Origin of the sequence: Pleurocapsa sp. FMAR1, assembly GCF_963665995.1 — a bacterium.
GTDB lineage: Bacteria > Cyanobacteriota > Cyanobacteriia > Cyanobacteriales > Xenococcaceae > Waterburya.
Genome location: NZ_OY762512.1, coordinates 2487093 through 2506208 on the forward strand (window position 1 = coordinate 2487093; position 19116 = coordinate 2506208).

15 protein-coding genes and 1 pseudogene are annotated in these 19116 nt (G+C 38.4%); 13 read left to right on the forward strand and 3 right to left on the reverse strand.

Annotation, left to right across the window (positions count from 1 at the left end; translation table 11 throughout):
• The first annotated feature begins 200 nt into the window (after positions 1–200).
• A complete protein-coding gene (locus tag SLP02_RS12005) occupies positions 201–1085 on the forward strand; it encodes a class I SAM-dependent methyltransferase (RefSeq protein WP_319420891.1) in 885 nt (294 codons plus the stop codon).
• Between the two features lie 138 nt (positions 1086–1223).
• On the opposite strand, the gene psbC is transcribed toward SLP02_RS12005, so the two are convergent.
• Complete coding sequence (psbC, locus tag SLP02_RS12010) at positions 1224–2609, reverse strand: photosystem II reaction center protein CP43 (protein WP_319420892.1); 1386 nt, start codon at positions 2607–2609, stop codon at positions 1224–1226.
• A complete protein-coding gene (gene psbD, locus SLP02_RS12015; RefSeq protein ID WP_319420893.1) occupies positions 2593–3651 on the reverse strand; it encodes a photosystem II D2 protein (photosystem q(a) protein) in 1059 nt (352 codons plus the stop codon). Before psbD ends, psbC begins: the two co-directional genes overlap by 17 nt.
• Before the next feature lie 631 nt (positions 3652–4282).
• Between psbD and SLP02_RS12020 the strand changes: the two genes are divergently transcribed.
• From SLP02_RS12020 to SLP02_RS12030, 3 genes are all read left to right on the forward strand, one after another.
• Positions 4283–4843, forward strand: a complete 561-nt coding sequence (locus tag SLP02_RS12020) for a photosystem I assembly protein Ycf4 (protein WP_319420894.1) — start codon at positions 4283–4285, stop codon at positions 4841–4843.
• A 432-nt stretch (positions 4844–5275) separates the two neighbouring features.
• Positions 5276–6043, forward strand: a complete 768-nt coding sequence (locus tag SLP02_RS12025; RefSeq protein WP_319420895.1) for a hypothetical protein — start codon at positions 5276–5278, stop codon at positions 6041–6043.
• Positions 5979–6476, forward strand: a complete 498-nt coding sequence (locus SLP02_RS12030) for a hypothetical protein (RefSeq protein WP_319420896.1) — start codon at positions 5979–5981, stop codon at positions 6474–6476. Before SLP02_RS12025 ends, SLP02_RS12030 begins: the two co-directional genes overlap by 65 nt.
• Before the next feature lie 78 nt (positions 6477–6554).
• On the opposite strand, the gene SLP02_RS12035 is transcribed toward SLP02_RS12030, so the two are convergent.
• Positions 6555–7736: an RtcB family protein gene (locus tag SLP02_RS12035; RefSeq protein WP_319420897.1), complete on the reverse strand. Its 1182-nt coding sequence runs from the start codon at positions 7734–7736 to the stop codon at positions 6555–6557.
• A 165-nt stretch (positions 7737–7901) separates the two neighbouring features.
• Here SLP02_RS12035 and SLP02_RS12040 point away from each other — a divergent pair, with 165 nt between their 5' ends.
• From SLP02_RS12040 to ltrA, 9 genes and pseudogenes are all read left to right on the forward strand, one after another.
• Positions 7902–8663, forward strand: a complete 762-nt coding sequence (locus SLP02_RS12040; protein ID WP_319420898.1) for a peptidylprolyl isomerase — start codon at positions 7902–7904, stop codon at positions 8661–8663.
• Positions 8664–8819: 156 nt separating this feature from the next.
• Positions 8820–9419, forward strand: coding sequence for a globin family protein (locus SLP02_RS12045; RefSeq protein ID WP_319420899.1), 600 nt, complete (start codon positions 8820–8822; stop codon positions 9417–9419).
• A 102-nt stretch (positions 9420–9521) separates the two neighbouring features.
• On the forward strand, positions 9522–9809 hold the full coding sequence (locus SLP02_RS12050) for a hypothetical protein (RefSeq protein WP_319420900.1): 288 nt from the start codon (positions 9522–9524) through the stop codon (positions 9807–9809).
• A 260-nt stretch (positions 9810–10069) separates the two neighbouring features.
• The gene (locus tag SLP02_RS12055; protein WP_319420901.1) at positions 10070–11200 is read left to right on the forward strand and encodes a beta-ketoacyl-ACP synthase; all 1131 of its coding nucleotides are present in this window, start codon (positions 10070–10072) and stop codon (positions 11198–11200) included.
• Between the two features lie 105 nt (positions 11201–11305).
• Positions 11306–12030 (forward strand): annotated as a pseudogene (locus SLP02_RS26660) (Uma2 family endonuclease).
• A 146-nt stretch (positions 12031–12176) separates the two neighbouring features.
• Positions 12177–13253 carry a magnesium-protoporphyrin IX monomethyl ester (oxidative) cyclase gene (gene acsF, locus SLP02_RS12075; RefSeq protein ID WP_319420905.1) on the forward strand — a complete coding sequence of 359 codons (1077 nt, stop codon included), beginning with the start codon at positions 12177–12179 and terminating at the stop codon, positions 13251–13253.
• Between the two features lie 493 nt (positions 13254–13746).
• Positions 13747–15933 carry an EAL domain-containing protein gene (locus SLP02_RS12080; RefSeq protein ID WP_319420906.1) on the forward strand — a complete coding sequence of 729 codons (2187 nt, stop codon included), beginning with the start codon at positions 13747–13749 and terminating at the stop codon, positions 15931–15933.
• A gap of 92 nt (positions 15934–16025) precedes the next feature.
• Positions 16026–16292 carry a four helix bundle protein gene (locus tag SLP02_RS12085; protein ID WP_319420907.1) on the forward strand — a complete coding sequence of 89 codons (267 nt, stop codon included), beginning with the start codon at positions 16026–16028 and terminating at the stop codon, positions 16290–16292.
• A gap of 727 nt (positions 16293–17019) precedes the next feature.
• Positions 17020–18870 (forward strand): group II intron reverse transcriptase/maturase, encoded by a 1851-nt coding sequence (ltrA, locus tag SLP02_RS12090; RefSeq protein ID WP_319420908.1) that lies wholly within the window; start codon positions 17020–17022, stop codon positions 18868–18870.
• Positions 18871–19116 lie beyond the last annotated feature (246 nt).

Consider the following 19116-nt stretch of genomic DNA (forward strand, 5'->3'; position numbering starts at 1 on the left):
CTTTTGAGTATTTTATTATTTATCAATCATTTTATTAACCACAGTTAATTATTAAACTGTGGTTTTTTTGATGATTAACCTGAGTTCGTATTGAAGCTAAAAGCTTATCTTTGGATACACTACAAGTTTTAATTTTATATTCGTTGGACGCTAACCTTAATCTAGTTTAGATTGGCTTAACTAATTTAGATTGGCTTAGAATGAACAAAAAAACAGAAATACCTTTAGCAAACTTTAATGAAGCTGAATATCTTCGATTGAATCGGGATATATCAGATGCAGTGCAGCGAGGTGATTTTGCATTTGGCTGGGAACACTATTTGAGGTTTGGAATCAATGAAGAAAGACCTGGATTAAGCCAGACCAGCGCAATTGTCGAGCAGCTAACAAAAAATATTGTTTCCATACCCGTTCCACCTCCTGTCTTAAGGACTAGAGTACATGGTGCAGAAGCAATGTCGGAGTTTCATAAAATAGGTAAAGTAGTTGCCTTAGATCTTGAATCTACTATTTATTCTAATCGTATTCAGCTTGGCGATCGCAGTAAGATCCTCGACTTTGGCTGTGGTTGTGGTCGAATTATTACCTGGTTTCAAAATCTCTATCCCCAGAGCAAGTTTTACGGGAGTGATATAGACGGCGAAGCTATAGCTTGGTGTCAGTCAAATCTGGCAAATCGAGGCGAATTTTTGGTAAATAAAAATCTACCGCCATTACCCTTTGCCGATGATTTCTTCGATCTGGTATACTCTATTTCTATATTTACTCATCTACCCGAAGAGATGCAGTTTGTCTGGCTCAAAGAACTAAATAGAGTTTGCAGAAAAGGGGCGTATTTATTATTGACGGTTCATGGAAGTCACTGTTTTCCTGTGAAGACAGAAGAAGCAAAAGCTGAATTTGCTCATAACGGTTTTTATTACTTAGTAGGTGATGGCACCAGCGGACTACCAGAATTTTATCAAAACTGCTATCACACTGAAGCCTATATTCGCGATCGCTGGAGTGATTTTTTTGAAATTCGACAAATTGTCACCAAAGGAGTTGCCAACTTTCAAGATTTAGTTATCTGTTCTAATAAGTGATAGGACTACCTTTTACCCTTTCATTTTAATACTCCGAGAGTGACATAAAAGAAATAAACAAGCCTCTGCAAAATTGCAGAGGCTTGTTTATTAAATAGACTATAGTTCAAGTACCCAATTTACTAATTCAGTAATTGATTAGTCTAAGTCAGGCATAAATAATGTAGGTTCGGTTTCCCGTTCGATACCTTTTTCAAAACCACCAGCAGTGGCTCTTGATCTACCCGCGTGCCACCAGTGACCCACTAGGAAGAAGAAAGCCATAACGAACTGGAATGAAGCCAGCCACTGACGAATATTTACGAAGTTAAAAGAGTTAGACTCAGTGATAATACCACCAACAGAGTTGATCGAAGCATTAGGAGCATGAGTCATATACTCAGCAGCACGACGTAATTGCCAAGGCTGAATGTCATTTCTAATTTTGTCGAGGTCAATACCGTTAGGACCACGCATAGGCTCTAACCAAGGACCGCGGAAATCCCAAAAACGCATTGTTTCTCCACCAAGAATGATTTCACCAGTAGGAGAGCGCATTAGGTATTTACCTAAGCCTGTAGGACCTTGAGATGAACCAATGTTCGCACCCATTTGTTGGTCACGAGCTAAGAAAGTAAAGGCTTGTGCTTGAGAAGCTTCGGCATTTGTAGGACCGTAAAACTCACTGGGATAAGCAGTGTTATTAAACCAGATATAGCAAGCAGCGATGAAGGACATCATGGATACAGCAGCAAGACTATAGGAAAGATAAGCCTCGCCATTCCAAATCAAAGCACGACGCGCCCAACCAAAAGGCTTAGTCAAAATATGGAACACACCGCCAGCAATACAGATCAAGCCAACCCATATATGACCACCGATGATGTCTTCCATGTTGTTAACACCAACAATCCAGCCCTCGCCACCAAAAGGAGAAGACGTTAGATAGCCAAAGATTGTGGCAGGGTTGAGAGTGGGGTTAGTAATGAGACGAACATCTCCACCACCAGGAGCCCAGGAGTCATATACACCACCAAAGAACATAGCCTTAAAGACTAATAGAAATGCACCAAGTCCCAGCAGAATTAGGTGATAACCAATGATATTAGTCATTTGGTTTTTGTCTTTCCAGTCTTGACTGAAAAAGTTTGAATATTCTTCTAGTTTCTCTGGACCACGCAGTGCATGGTAAATACCACCCAAACCAAGAACAGCGGAAGAGATTAGGTGTAAAACACCAACTACGAAATAGGGGTAAGTATTAATTACTTCACCACCAGGACCTACGCCCCAGCCTAATGTGGCTAGGTGGGGAATAAGGATCATGCCCTGTTCATACATGGGCTTGTCAGGAACATAGTGTGCAACTTCATAGATAGTCATCGCACCAGTCCAGAAGACAATTAAGCCAGCGTGAGCGACGTGCGCGCCCAGAAGCTTACCGGAAAGATTGATTAAACGAGCATTGCCCGCCCACCAGGCAAAGCCGGTGGAATTAATGTCGCGACCTGCGCCACTGACAGCAGGATTAGAGAGCGTTACCACGTGGTAGAACCTCCTCTGGGAATTCAAAGTTTTGATGTGGTTGGTCTTGTGATGCCATCCATGCTCTTAGACCTTCGTTGAGCAAGATGTTTTTAGTGTAGAACGTTTCAAACTCAGGATCTTCGGCTGCTCTCAACTCTTGAGAGACGAAGTCATAAGCTCTTAAGTTCAAAGCAATACCGATGATGCCGATACTTGCCATCCATAGTCCGGTTACGGGTACGAATAACATAAAGAAGTGCAACCAACGTTTGTTGGAAAAAGCAATCCCGAATATCTGTGACCAGAATCGGTTGGCTGTAACCATACTGTAGGTTTCTTCTGCTTGGGTAGGTTCAAAGGCTCTAAAGGTGTCAGCTTCGCCACCGTCATCAAACAGGGTGTTTTCGACTGTTGCTCCGTGAATTGCACAGAGTAATGCTCCACCAAGTACACCTGCTACTCCCATCATGTGGAAGGGATTAAGGGTGAAGTTGTGGAATCCTTGAACAAACAGGATGAAACGGAAGATTCCCGCTACGCCTAAACTGGGTGCAAAGAACCAGCTTGACTGTCCTAAAGGATAGAGCAAGAATACTGAAACGAATACGGCGATGGGGCCAGAGAAAGCGATCGCATTGTAAGGACGAATCCCTACTAGACGCGATATCTCAAACTGACGCAGCATAAAGCCGATTAGGGCAAATGCACCATGGAGGGCGACAAATGCCCACAAACCACCGATTTGACACCAGCGGGTAAAGCTCCAGCCTGCTTCTGGCCCCCAAAGGAACAACAGGGAGTGACCCATGCTGTCTGCTGGGGTTGATGCGGCTACGGTTAGGAAGTTGCATCCTTCTAGGTATGAAGAAGCTAAACCGTGGGTGTACCAGCTTGTCACGAAAGTGGTGCAGGTTAGCCAACCACCAATTGCCATGTAGGCACAGGGGAATAGAAGAATACCCGACCAGCCTACGAATACAAAGCGATCGCGTTTTAGCCAGTCATCAACTGCATCAAAGATGCCCTGTTGTGACGGCGCGCGTCCTACTGCTATTGTCATAATTTTTTAATCCTCTTGCTTAAATGAGTAAACTGCAAGATTTATCAAACTTGCGCGTTCCCTTGCGCCTAGATGCGGCTAAAGCCTTTCTGGCGACGCGGGGTCGCTCGTCGAAATGTACTTTTGTATCATGCCTTTGACACTAGCTTAACAAAATGTTGAGAAGTGCCAAGTTTTATAAAATTTTAGCAGATTATCAGCTAGCATCTCCTGTTTCGAGATGAGATAATCTTTAAGATGTTATTACAAAAATGTCCTTAGAATTACATTAGGGTAACGTAATTAAAATAGCACAAAATCACTGTTTACAGGTAGTTGAAGACAATTGTTCAATTTTAAAACTCAATGGTCTTAAACTATTAGTAGCCTTTAAATAATTATTAGCAAAAAATTTACAAAATGACACATAAATCAAATCCCTGAGCAAAAGCAAAGTTTAATTTTGATTTTGTTCTTTCCTTTCGAGTGCGTTGATAGTTGCTGGATGATTGAGCATTATTGACGCTCAATCATTTCTCAATTCTCTACGTCAATTTAAACCATCTCATAAAGATGCAACACCCTTTAAAGGTCATGGCTCAGATTTTATTTATTCAGCTTTAACATACTAATTAAACTATAACGATTAATAATGACCACTAATAAAACCAAACAACAAACACTTAGACAAAATATTTTAGGCTCTCGCAGGTTTAGCAACTTCTTATGGGCAAGTATAGTATCTATGGGTGGAGTCGGATTTCTGTTAGCAGGATTATCTAGTTATCTCAAAACTAATTTGCTGATCGTCTCTGATACTAGTGAATTACAGTTTATTCCTCAAGGAGTTGCTCTTACTTTTTATGGCGTTGCTGGTTTGCTTTTGGCTAGCTATTTGTGGCTACTCCTTGTGTGGAATGTAGGTGGAGGCTACAACGAATTTAGTAAAGAAACGGGCAAAATAACAATTTCTCGCCAGGGATATCCAGGCAAAAATCGCCAAGTTGAGGTACAAATACCTATTGATGAAGTTCAATCCATTAGAGCCGAAATCAGAGAAGGTTTAACCCCCAAACGCTCTTTGTATTTGCGTTCTAAAAAAAGAAGAGATGTTCCTCTGACTCGTGTTGGTGAACCCATCGCTTTATCTACTTTGGAAAATCAAGGCGCAGAGTTGGCAAGATTTCTCGAAGTTCCTTTAGAAGGATTGTAAAAGTTTAAATTGAGTAAGGCGATCGCTTATTGAATGAAGTCATTTCAAACTAGCAACATCGCCTAAAGTAATTCATCGCTTTTCATAGAGACAAAACAGTATTTTCCAATACTTTTACCTGTAACTCTGATTAGCGATTTTTTGTTGATGTTTAAAACTAAACTGTATGTACTGAAATCAATAAATATTAAAATCTCTTTTCATATTTAATTGCGTAATTCTAAATTGGATTATATTTTCTTTTATTAAATTTCTATTTTTAGCTTGATAGCTTTCAAAGTCTAAAGATAAAATTAATACTATTTTTATAATTTTATACCTTCACAGACGCGATTAAATTTTTTAAATGTTGTTACTCTATGTTATTTCAGACCATTCTGAGGGAACAATAACTTTTAATGAATCAAATTTAAGAGTTGGAAAAAATTGCTTATGTTACCAGGATGGACTGTATCTAGGGTTATTCCTTATGAAACCTTTGCAGGTTTAATTACAGGTCAATATAAGTTATATGGTGGGGTAATTAGATGGGCATTAGGTACACCCCATGCAGGACAAATAGTTAGACATTTAGTTCCTAACGTACTTGGAACGATACCAGGACTTAACTTTATTCCAGGTATTGCTAATAGTTTTGAACTAAATCAAATCAGGCAAATGACCAAGTTTAATACTCATCAGTTGATGCAAATATCGGGACAAATTTCTTCCCTGTCTCAAACAACAGAACGAGTTTTGCAAATTGCTACAGGTACTGCATTATTGTCAGGTTTAGGTTTAACGGTAAGCTGTATTGGCTTTGCTGCTATCGATAAAAAGCTAAATACAATCGATAAAATGCTTAAAACTATTCAAAAAGACGTTTTGGCAATCAAATTCTTTTTAGAAAGTAGTGAAAGAGCAAAATTACGTGCTGCTTTAAATGCTCTCCTTAAAATTGATGGAAAAACAGCAACAGAACACCGTCACACCATATTACATAATTCTAGAAATACTCTTGCTGAAATTAATATGCGCTATCGAGAGCTATTATCTGAAGCGAATAGTATTGAAATAGCAATGACTTATGAGGAATATTTTTCCTTGACTGCTTTGGCTCAAGTTCGATGTACCTCAGAATTAGGTATGTTTGATATTGCTTGTAAAGAAATGGAAGAAATTAATTTGTTTTGGCAAGTTCAGACTCGTCGAATTAGCTGAAGTTTTAATTGGAATATATCCAGAAAGATTTCTCGCAACAGATTTTGCTAATGAGGTTTCGATTACTGAACTAGTTGAATGGTTAGATTTTGTTTATCAGGAAAAAGGTTTACTTTGGATCGACGAACTAAGACTTAGTATGAATGAAGTTTGGTATAGAAATTTGTTCAAGAATGACTATACAGGATTGAATAAAAAAATCGGCGTAGGTCTTGAAAAAGAACAACAAATGGTAATTCCTGCATTAAGAAAAATAATGGCTAGAAGCGCAATTTTTGAAAGTTACACATCACAATACAAACTTTTAGAAGCGCAACAAATAAAGCCATCTGATTTTGAACAAAAATTGGCAAGTTTACCAGAATCATCATTAATTGAGGGTTACGCAATTTTAGAACCAATTCAAAACGAAGCAGAGAAAGTCACGATATAAAAAGCTACATCAGTTATTCTCCTCTTAGTAACATAAAAAAAAGGGAGAATAATACTCTCCCTGCCGATAAATTGTTATTTATCCTTTAACACAAACAATCTGCTTGAGAGTAGCAACAACTTCAACTAAATCAGACTGATTTGCCATAACTTGCTCTATCGGCTTGTATGCCCCAGGAATTTCATCGATGATTTTGCTATCTTTACGACATTCAACTCCTTGGGTTTGTGCGATTACATCTTCAAGCGTAAACTCTTTTTTAGCTTTGGTACGAGACATTAATCTTCCTGCGCCATGGGAACAAGAGCAATAGCTATCATGATTGCCTCTGCCTTTGATAATATAAGATTTAGTTCCCATTGAACCAGGAATAATTCCATAATCTTCTTTTTCTGCCCGCACTGCACCTTTACGAGTCACATAGACATCCTCGCCAAAGTGAATTTCTTTTTCGGCGTAATTATGGTGACAGTTTACAGATAACAAAGGCTTAGTTGTTTTACCTCCCGTGACAAAATCCTCTACTAGCTTTTTAAAACGCCCCATCATCACGTCTCGATTGAAACGAGCATAATTTTGCGCCCACTGTAAATCGCGCCAATATGCCTCAAATTCAGGCGTACCAGCCACAAAATAAGCTAAGTCAGGATCGGGCAAACTAAGATCGGCTAATTCTGCTAGTTTTTTTCCCGTAGAAATATGACACTGCGCCAGTTTGTTGCCGATGTGTCTAGAACCAGAATGCAGCATCAACCAGACATAGTTGTCTGTATCCAAACAGAGTTCGATAAAGTGATTTCCTCCACCGAGAGAACCCATTTGTTGCAGTGCCTTGTCGTCTAAATCCTGCACCCCTGGATGCAATTCTTTAAAATCTCGCCATCCTTGCCAATTGGTAACGTTGCTTTCAATTCTTTTATTTCCCCATCTGCCAACGGGAATCGATCGCTCTATTTGATGACGAATTTTTTTTAGTTTACCTTCGACGCGATCGCCTGTAAAGGGCAGCTTAACCGCAGCCATCCCGCAACCTATATCTACACCCACAGCAGCAGGAATCACCGCATCTTTTGTGGCAATTACTGAGCCTACTAACGCACCTTTTCCCAAATGAACATCAGGCATAAGTGCCACGTGCTTAAATACAAATGGGAGAGAGGCTACGTTTTTTGCCATTTGGGCTTCATTATTACCAAGATTATGGTTTGCCCAAGATAAAACTGGTTTGTCACTTGCTAAATCTAATTGTTCGTGTGGCATTTTACTAAAATTTTTACCTACATATATAATACGATATTGAAAATAATTTAGTTACAGAAACTATAAAGATATACTGAAAAATGAGATTGTATTAAATGACCCCAGTTGAGAAAAAATTAGGCTACAACGTTCAATGTTATGAGCGGTAAAGTCAAAATTTAAAATATGGCTAAAAACAATAAAGAATGGTTGATTAAGATGTTTTCTTTGCTGCTGATTAGCAGCATGATTTTGGGAGGCTGCGCTACATCAGCTACAAATATTTCCCAATCAAGTTCATCATCTGATAATCTGACAAATAACCAAGCACAAACGGCGATCGCCAAAGATAAAAATAGTAATAAAGAAATGAGTAATAATTTGCCCCAACTAGAGGGGATGGCGAAAGTCGAATTTCAGGTTAATGGTTCACCAATAATCATGGAAATAAACGGTAAAGAAGCTCCAACAACGGCAGGAAATTTTGTTGATTTAGTTTCTCAAGGTGTTTACGACGGATTAGTATTTCACCGCGTTATTCCTGGCTTTGTAGCTCAGGGTGGCGATCCTCAAGGTAAAGATCCAAACTTCCGTGGACAATTGGGAACAGGAGGATTTACAGATCCTGCCACTGGTTCTGAAAGACGTATTCCTTTAGAAATCAAACTAGAAGGAGAGGATAAGCCTACTTATAGCAAAGCTAAACTTTCTGGTTCTGATGTCGTTCTCAAGCACGATCGCGGTGCAATTGCCATGGCGCGTTCACAAATGCCTGATTCAGCTTCTTCACAGTTTTATATTGCTTTAGAAGATTTACCTTCCCTCGATGGCGACTATGCCGTATTTGGCAAGGTTGTTGAAGGAATGGATGTGGTTGATAAAATTAAGCAAGGCGATCGCATTACTTCAGCCAAAGTCATCGAAGGCATGGAAAACCTCAAGAAATAGACTTGTTCAAAGTCGGTTCAGAATCTTTAAATTTATCTAAATCTCTTGTGTAATTATTATTCGCAAGAGATTTATTTTGTTATAAGGATTTATTGCTACTGGAAAAATTAGAGGCTATTATTAAAATGCTAAAAAAACAAAATATATTGTATTTTAATGTCTTTACAAATTGAATTACTAGAAGAAAGTTTTGAAAAAATTAAGCCTCAAGCAAACAACTTTGTAGATAGTTTTTACAAAAATTTATTTATAGCTAGTCCAGAAGTAAAACCTTTATTTGCTCATACTAATATGGAAGAACAGAAACAAAAACTTTTGGCTTCTCTTATCTTGATAGTAGAAAACCTCAAAATTCCTAGCGTAATTAACAGCAGCCTAAAAGGTTTGGGAGCAAGACATATTAAGTATGGCGCACTTCCAGAACATTACCCTTTTATTGGTTCGGCTCTTTTGACAACATTTGAACAATACTTAAAAAGCGAATGGACTCCTGAAGTAAAGCAGGCTTGGGTGGATGCTTATGGTACTGTTGCAGAAATTATGTTAGATGGAGCAGATTACTCTAAAGAAGATATAACACTACAAACAGCAACTGATATTAAAAAAGCATCACATTCTAAAAATAATCTTTTGCTTTTTTGGGGTGCTGGAGTAGTAGCTGTAATTCTTCTGCTTTCTATCATATTGGGCGTTACTCAATTAAGACATGAATCGAAAATTAAAAACACTGTCCCAGAACCTAAGCTAGTTAACTAGCAAATGAATTAAATCCTTGTATGCTGACATTTTTTCTTAATTATTTAACACTTCTATAGGTAAAATCAATTGAGCTTCTAAGCCAATATTACTTTCTTTATTATGATTTTTCTGAAAATTGAAAAACTAGAACAAAAAAACATCCATCTCAAAGGAAAAACAAAAATCGTTTTTCAAAATAAGTCGTATGAGATAAAAACTGTAATATCCAAGAAGTTTCAAAATCAGATAACTGAAATTGCTGAAAAATATCAACTTGATGGATTAGACATTATGATTGTAGAATATAAATCATATTTTGCTATTTGGAGAGAAATAAATCCTTTGCAAGATACTAAAGAAGATCTTAATAACTTTATTAATCAAAAGCTAAAGGATCTCGGAATTTAAGACATATCAATAAATAACATAATCAGATTAAGTAGTTACACTTTATTAAACATAAAGCAGTTTGGTGGAGGTCACAGGTCAGAGAAAATATATTTTAAGTAGCTATATTTGTTTTGCGTTTTTTAGGTGGAGCTACTTAGACTTCTTGCATAAATCAAGGCTCTGAAGTTCACGACTAAAAGCTTTTTGATAAAATCATAAATGTGAGAGCCAAATAAATCAAGCCTCGAATTTATGGAGTGGAATATGCAGAGTAATATATGCAGAATATTAGACATGACGTTGTTGTCACTGGGATAGGATTAATCTCGTGTCTCGGTTCACTCCAAACAACCTGGTCAAGTATTGTGCAGGGTAAATCAGGGATCAAACTCCAGCAGCCTTTCGCTGAACTCCCAGTTTATCCTTTGGGCTTAATTAACTCTCAACCGAGCAGAATAGATAATTTAACCCAGAAAATTCTGCTTGCTACCCTCATAGACGCTAAGTTACAAATTCCTTTGCTTGAATGTGGCGTGGTTATAGGTTCGAGTCGTGGTTGCCAAGCAACCTGGGAAGAATTAATAGTTCAAAAAGATGGTCATATTCTTAACTGGTTAGAAACTCTACCTCATCAAAGCGCGATCGCAACTGCTCAATATTTACAAACCAATGCACCTGTTTCAGCTCCAACGGCTGCTTGCGCTACGGGAATCTGGGCATTAGCCAGAGGCTATGAGTTAATTAAAACTGGTCGATGTGAAAGAGTATTTGCTGGTGCAGTTGAAGCTCCAATTACGCCTTTGACTCTGGCTGCTTTTGAGCGCATGGGAGCATTAGCATCTACAGGCTGTTATCCTTTTGATGTTAAGCGAGAAGGACTGGTTTTGGGAGAAGGAGGAGCAATGTTTGTTTTAGAAACAGGAGAGTCAGCAACTCGCCGTCAAGCAAAAATTTACGGCAAAATATCAGGCTTTGGATTAACCTGCGATGCCCACCACATTAGCGCACCCAAGGCGACAAATGGTAGTGCAGCCAGAGCGATCAAACAAGCTTTAGAGCGAAGTAATTTAGAAGTTCAGGCGATCGACTATATTCATGCTCACGGTACTAGTACGTCTTTAAACGATCGCCATGAGGCACAGTTAATTAAACATATATTTCCTCAAGGAGTTGCCGTAAGCTCTACCAAAGGAGCCACAGGACATACTTTAGGCGCATCAGGGGCAATTAATGTGGCATTGACTCTCATAGAAATGAAGCATAGCTATTTACTCCCCTGTGTAGGTTTAATTAATTCTGAATTTAACTTAGATTTAGTTACTCAGCCAAGAAAAAAACAGGTGCATCATGCCATGTGCTTCAGCTTTGGCTTTGGAGGACAGAATGCCGTAATAACCTTGAGTAAATAAGCTGTTAGCCTCCGTAATTATATTGTTTGGTAATTATGTTAATCGATCTAAGTCGTACAATACAATAGGTATATATCTATAAGAAAAGTTTGATAGTCGCAAACAATGACTACCACCACAACTTCATTAAGCCTCGAAGAATATCTTGCCTATGACGACGGTACAGATAGTCGTTACGAACTGGTAGATGGAAAATTAGTAGCTATGCCACCAAAAAGCGATGCAGCACGTTGGGCGGGTTCGCCGACTTGAAGTGACATAGAGGCTAACGCCTCAAAGTCCCTTCGGGACGCTGGCGCGAATGCGCCGTTCAAGAAGCGCTCGCAACAATTTAATTGCCCTTTATTTGCTTTCAAAATTTATTAAGCTAGTTCCTATTCAACTAATTCGTCATAAAAATACAGAGATTGTCGTCACGGGTAATCGTACTAGAGTCAGAATTCCTGATTTAATGATTCTGACAGAGGATTTGTTAGCAGCAATAGGCGGTAGACGAGCTACTATCACTGCTGATATGCCACCTCCTGCTTTGGTTGTAGAAATTGTATCTCCTGGTAAAGCAAATGAAGACAGAGATTATCGGTATAAGCGATGCAGCGCGGTCTTGGGGGTTTCCCCCAAGACCGCGCTGCATCAAGAAGCGTTCTGAATATGCTGCAAGAGGCATTTTAGAATATTGGATTGTCGATCCTCAAAGTGACAAAATTACAATCTTGTCGTTAGTAGATGGTTTTTACGAAGAAACTGTTTTTGAAGGAGATCAAGCGATCGCTTCACAGGTTTTGAAAGAGTTATCAATAGCAGCAGCAGAAATTCTAAACTTTCAATAAAGAAATTGATAACTGATTAATATTCGTTAACAAACCACCACAGAGTAACGTAACTGTTAGAGAATATTGATCTATAAGCACCTAAATGATGGCAACTGTTAGAGTCAGATTGTCTAAATAGAAAAAGAAGTTAAGTATTTAAAATAATGGTAGACAGTCTTAAAAAACCACAGTTTGAGGAAGTGCGCCCTGGAGTAAAATCTCCTGCGGAGGAAACTATTCTCACTCCTCGCTTTTATACAACCGATTTTGACGAGATGGCTAAGATGGACATCTCGGTTAATGAAGATGAATTAAAAGCAATCTTAGAAGAGTTCCGCATTGACTATAACCGCCATCATTTTGTCAGAGATGAGCAGTTTCAAAAGTCTTGGGATAGCATTAGCGGAGAAACTCGCAAGGTATTTATTGAATTTCTCGAACGTTCCTGTACGGCTGAATTTTCTGGCTTTCTACTCTATAAAGAATTAGGTAGACGTTTAAAAGGAAAAAGTCCAGTATTGGCAGAAATCTTTACTCTCATGTCGCGAGATGAAGCTCGTCATGCAGGTTTCTTGAATAAAGCCCTATCTGACTTTAATCTTTCACTTGACCTAGGGTTTTTAACTAAGAGTCGCAAATATACTTTCTTTAAGCCTAAGTTTATTTTCTATGCAACCTATCTTTCTGAGAAGATTGGTTACTGGCGTTATATTACAATTTTCCGCCATCTACAGCAGCATCCTGAAAACGAAATTTATCCTATCTTCAGCTTCTTTGAAAATTGGTGTCAGGATGAAAACCGCCACGGTGACTTCTTCGATGCAATTATGAAGTCCCAGCCTCAGTTTCTTAATGATTGGAAAGCAAGACTATGGAGTCGTTTTTTCTTGCTGTCAGTGTTTGCGACTATGTATCTTAATGATGTTCAACGCTCTGGTTTTTATGAATCTTTGGGCTTGGATGCTAGAGAATATGACAAGCACGTCATTGAAAAGACTAACGAAACCGCAGGTAGAGTATTTCCTGTAGTATTAGATGTTGAACATCCTGATTTCTATAGCCGTTTAGAAAAGTGTATAGTCAATAACGAGAAATTGACTAAAATTGCTAGTTCAAATTCTCCCACACCTATTAAGCTTCTACGTAAGCTTCCTCACTATATTTCTAATGGTACGCAGCTTATCAAAATGTACTTTATCAAGCCAATCCGCGTAGATCAATTAGCTGATACTGTTCGTTAAAATAATTGATTTTGATTATCTGTCAAACTTTTGAGTCCTGTTTTTTAGCAGGGCTTTTTTAATATCTTATTAAAACGATCGCTTTCGTCGGGTGTGTTTTTTTGTACACCAAAAGTTTTTGGCAAATAACTTAAATTGAGAACGCACCAATTTAATAATTTGTTGTTTTTATTTAATTGAGTGCGTTACATTTCATTAATGCACCCTACTGTTTAGTTATAGTCGTACAAAATTAGATTAGGACAGTGAGGCTGATTGGCTCGTAGTACTAAATCCGATCAGGAGAAGTATCTTAAAATTTTTAACTTATTAAACAGTTACCTACTACCCACTACCCACTACCTACTACCTAACCCAACAGTTACGTAACCTACTTGAACAAGATTTAGTATTACTCCTCATCCCTTTATCCTTTCATTCCTTAAAAAAATGTTGCTTTTAAATTTTATCTGGGCATTATAGGGTTGTAATTTTCGCAATTGTAGCCAATTAGATGTCCGATCGGGAAATAGTAGAAATTGTACAGCAGCAGAATTCTCTTTTAAACCGAATTGAAGCAGTCTTGGCTGAAAATCAACGATTGAGAACAGAATTACAGGAGTTGAAAGAGAGGGAGGAACGTTTTCGACAAATTGCGGAAAATGTCCGCGAGGTCTTTTTTGTCATCTCTGCTAAGACTGACGAAATACTATATATAAGCCCTACTTACGAAACAGTATGGGGTCGTAGCTGTCAGAGTTTGTATGAAGATCCTCAATCTTGGTTATTGGCAATTCATCCAGAAGATTCTTATAAAGCGATCGCCACAATTGAAACTCAATTTAGAACAGGAGACGATTTTGAAGAAGAATATCGAATTATTCGTCCTGACAAATCTATATGCTGGGTAAGAGTTAGAGCCTTTCCTGTTCGCGATGTAATGGGCAAAGTTAACCGCTTTGTAGGTATTGCTGAAGATATTACTAAACGCAGAGAAGCAGAAGAAGCTTTAAAAAAGAGTGAAGAACAGTTTCGTCTTACCTTTGAAATGGCTCCTATTGGCATGGCTATTAGTAGCCTAAAGGGCAGGTTTAAGAGGGTCAACCAGGCTTTATGTGATGCTTTGGGATATACCCAAAAGGAATTGTTAGAATTATCGTTTGCACAAATTAGCCATCCTGAAGACTTGCAAATACACCGCAGCTTAGAACAGCAATTAATTAAGGGTAAAGAGTCAGACTTTCAAATAGAAAAACGTTTTATTGCCAAAAATGGTCGGATAGTTGATACTTTGCTCAAAGTACTAGTTGTTCTTGATGCCGACGATCGACCCCTACATTTTAATAATCAGATCGTCGATATTACCGAACGCAAATATATGGAGCAACAATTACTTCACGATGCTCTCCATGATGCGCTGACAGGATTACCTAATCGAGCTTTGTTTATGGATCGCTTAGAACAACAGCTTAAAAAAAGCCAAAATCAAAAAGACTATCTATTTGCTGTACTGTTTCTCGATCTCGATCGCTTTAAAGTAGTCAACGATAGCGTTGGTCATTTAGTTGGGGACAAATTATTAATTGAAATTGGTCGTCGTTTGGAAGGCTCGATCGCACCCACAGATACAGTAGCTCGTTTGGGAGGAGACGAATTTACTATTCTGCTGGAAAATATTGCTAGTAAATCTGAGGCTACTTTGGTGGCTGAAAGTATTTATCAAACTTTAACTTTCCCGTTCAACATTGAAGGTTATGAGCTATTTACTACCGCTAGTATTGGAATTGCCCTTTCTTCTCAGGGATATAAAAAACCAGAGGATATTTTACGAGATGCGGATCTGACGATGTATAGTGCTAAGGAACAGGGCAAAGCACGTTATGAAATCTTTGATAATTCCCTGCGCGATCGCGCCGTAAAAAGATTAGAGCTGGAAACAGACCTCAGACGGGCGTTAGAGCGAGGAGAATTTGAAGTTTACTATCAGCCAATCACTTCTTTAAGACTAGGAATATTATCTGGCTTTGAGGCACTTGCTCGCTGGAATCATCCGACAAAAGGTCGGATTAAACCAGACAATTTTATTCCTATCTGCGAGGAAACTGGTTTAATTGTGCCTCTAGGTAACTGGTTGCTTCAGCAAGCTTGCCAGGCTGCGAAAGATTGGCAGTTGAAATATCCCGAACATCCTACAATTAGGATGAGCGTTAATCTTTCTGGTCAGCAGTTTCGTGAACCACAGTTAATTGAAGAAATCGATCGCATTCTCGAAGAAACTGGTTTAGAAGGAAAGTTTCTTAAGTTAGAAATTACCGAAAGTATTTTAATTGATAATTTAGAAACAGTCACAGATATTATTTTAACCCTGAGAAAAAGACAAATTCAGTTTAGTATCGATGATTTTGGCACAGGATATTCATCTCTTAGCTATTTAAACCGTTTTCCTGTAGATACAATCAAAATAGACCGTTCTTTTGTCAGTCAGATGCAGGCTAACGGCGAAAACTCAGCCATTGTCAAAGCGATTGTTATTCTGGCTCATATGTTAAAGATGGACGTTATCGCCGAAGGAATTGAAACCACTTCTCAGTTGGCACAGCTAAGATTATTAGAATGCGAGTATGGACAGGGTTTCTTCTTCTCTAGACCATTGAACCATCAACAAGCAGAAGCTTTAATTGCTAGTTTGCCCCAGTGGTGAAAGTAAAAAGTAAAAAGTAAAAAGTAAAAAGTAAAGAACAGTATCAACTGCTTTCCAATGATAAAATTAAGTTAAGATGCTCAATTTTAATCATGAATAATAATAGCCCTTCTATTCAAGAAAGAACTGAGAATTTTGCTATTAGATGTATAAACGCCTATGCAGAAATTAACAAAAAAAATAATTTTAGCCATGCAGCAGTAGTTCTATCAAAACAATTTTTGCGTTCTTCTACTTCCATTGGAGCAAACTGTTCAGAAGCTACTTTTGCTCAATCTAGAAAAGATTTTATTTCAAAATACTCAATAGCTTTAAAAGAAGCAAATGAAAGTCGGTACTGGTGCGATTCGTTCTCCTGAAACCTATTTATATAGGGGGATAGGAGGCATTTATAGAGTAACCCATAACGGGTAGAGTTCGCACTTTAATCCTCTATAAAAGACAACTTACATATCATCATAGTGAGATGAGTAACCTAGAAAATCAAGTCTATGCGCCCTGATGCGGGGCTGAAAGCATACAGCGTCCCCCTTGGTGACGAGGGTGTGAAGTTTCCCTTATATGTGGGTTGATAACCCAGATGTAATCTGCGGGAGTAAACGTAAGTAAGGGTGATAATTGCTGAAAACACCCGCTGCTAGCAAGAGTTTTATATCCGACCCTGGACTGAGATTACATCGAGGAAAAGGACATCGTGGGGTAGAAAAACGAATCATCGCCAACAACCGTCTTAAACTTTCAGCAAGGAATATAAGCTAGTGGGTTAAGCCACACCTTGTCCCCCGAAACAACGGGAAGGACGACGGATTACTAGACTCAGTATTTCTAGTAACGCATCTCTAGTCTACATAGGCGGACAGATGAACCCTAAAGAACTCAAACCAATGATATGTAGGAACGAAGTAACCCAACTACATCTCCAGTGAACTCTGGTAGGTATCAACCAAATGAGGTAGTTGGATAGGAAGGGTTAAGAAGCAAATGCCTAATCTGATTTAACAGGTAATGCCACAAAAAGGATGGGGTAACTCCCAGGATAAGCAGACGTAACCCGCAAACGTAATAAAGCTAAAGGTGTAAGTATCAGTGAATAAGCCTAATACAGATTCATTAACGGAGACTGTGGGATGGGATGATATCAATTGGAATAAAGCCGAAAGATATGTCTTCAAGCTGCAAAAACGCATTTATGCTGCTTCTCGTCGTGGAGAAATAAAAACAGTCCGAAAACTCCAGAAAACACTGATGAGTTCTTGGTCAAATAAAGTGTTAGCGGTTCGTCGGGTAACACAAGACAATCGCGGTAAAAAGACGGCAGGAGTGGACGGGATTAAAAACCTATCCCCAGAAGCCCGATTGAAACTCGCAGGACAACTTACCTTAACAGGTAAAAGTAAACCTACTCGCAGAGTATGGATTCCCAAACCTGGAAAAGAGGAGAAACGTCCACTAGGCATACCCACAATGCACGACCGCGCACTTCAAGGAGTATTAAAATCTGCCTTAGAACCCGAATGGGAGGCTTATTTTGAACCAAACTCCTACGGATTTCGACCAGGAAGGTCGTGTCACGATGCAGTGTACAAGATAAAACTAGCAATACAATCTAAAACCAAGTATGTCTTAGATGCCGATATTGCAAAATGTTTTGATCGTATAAATCATACTGCATTACTCCAAAAACTCAATCACCGAGGTAAAGTCAGGCAACAAATTAAAGCATGGCTAAAATCGGGAGTAATAGACCAAGGAGCATTTGCACCTACGAGTGATGGAACGCCTCAAGGCGGGGTTATTTCACCGTTACTCGCTAACATTGCATTACATGGTCTGGAGAATATGTTAACTGACTACGCAAAAACCATCAAGCTGAGATATCCAGGTGGAAAAGCAGCTAGTTGGCAGGCGAAAGTCAGATCACTTACATTCATTCGATATGCGGATGATTTCGTAGTGATTCATCAAGACCTTGATGTAATTCTTAAGTGTAAAGAACTAATCTCCATCTGGCTAAGTGATATCGGCTTAGAACTAAAACCATCCAAAACCAGAATAGCTCACACACTAAACGGTGAACAAAGCGAAGATGGAATATCTGGATTTAATTTTTTAGGGTACAATATTCGACAATTTCCAATAGGAAAACATAAGTCGCCAAAACACCCACATGGATTTTATTTAGGTTTTAGAACTCTCATCATCCCCAGCAAAGAATCTTGCAAAAGACATCAAGAAAATATCAAAAAGGTTGTCAAGGAACATAAAAAATCCCCACAACCAGTGCTTATTAGTAAGCTTAACCCAATTATTAGAGGTTGGTGCAATTACTATAAATTTTCCGATGCAAACACTATGAAATTGTTTTCAAAACAAGACTTCTTAGTAATGCAAAAATTAAGAGCCTGGGGAGTAAATCGGTGTGGAAACTTCAGCAAAGCTTGCAGAAAGTATCTACATAGGATAGGAAATCGAATCTACTTTGCAACTGGAAATGAAGGAACATCACCTCTACGGTTGCTATTTCACAATACTTTCAGCAGTAGTTCAACTGAATACGTGAAGGTTAAAGGAGATAAAAGTCCTTATGACGGAGATTTGATTTATTGGAGTACCAGAATGGGGAGAAGTGCTGAAATGCCCCAAAACAAAGCATTTTTACTTAAGAAACAAAAAGGGAAATGTAACTGGTGCGGATTAAATTTCCGCAACGGAGATGTTCTTGAGAATGACCATATTTTAGCAAAAGCTTTAGGAGGTATTAACGATAACTCTAATAAACAGCTACTACATGGTCATTGCCACGATGAAAAAACAGCACTTGATTTGATACAAATTAGGGAAAAAAGAGCTACAAAATTCTTTAAGGAATTAGCTCTTATATGGTCAAAAACCAAATATACATGGATTGACGATACCCCAGTTGTATTAAAAAACTGAGAAGTCCGTTTATGACAATTGGTACAACGTTTGAGTAGCCGTGTGTTGGGAAAACTAACAAGCACGGTTCGGAAGAGAGGGGAGAGATGGAAACATCCTCCTCGACTCTAACGATTAATCTCTTGATAAAATCTAATAGCGTACCTGAATACAAATTTAATCCACTACTGAGTGAATTAATCGAAATTATTAATATTTTAATTACTACTTTAAAAAAACTAAAACAAGATTAACTTTTTACTTTTT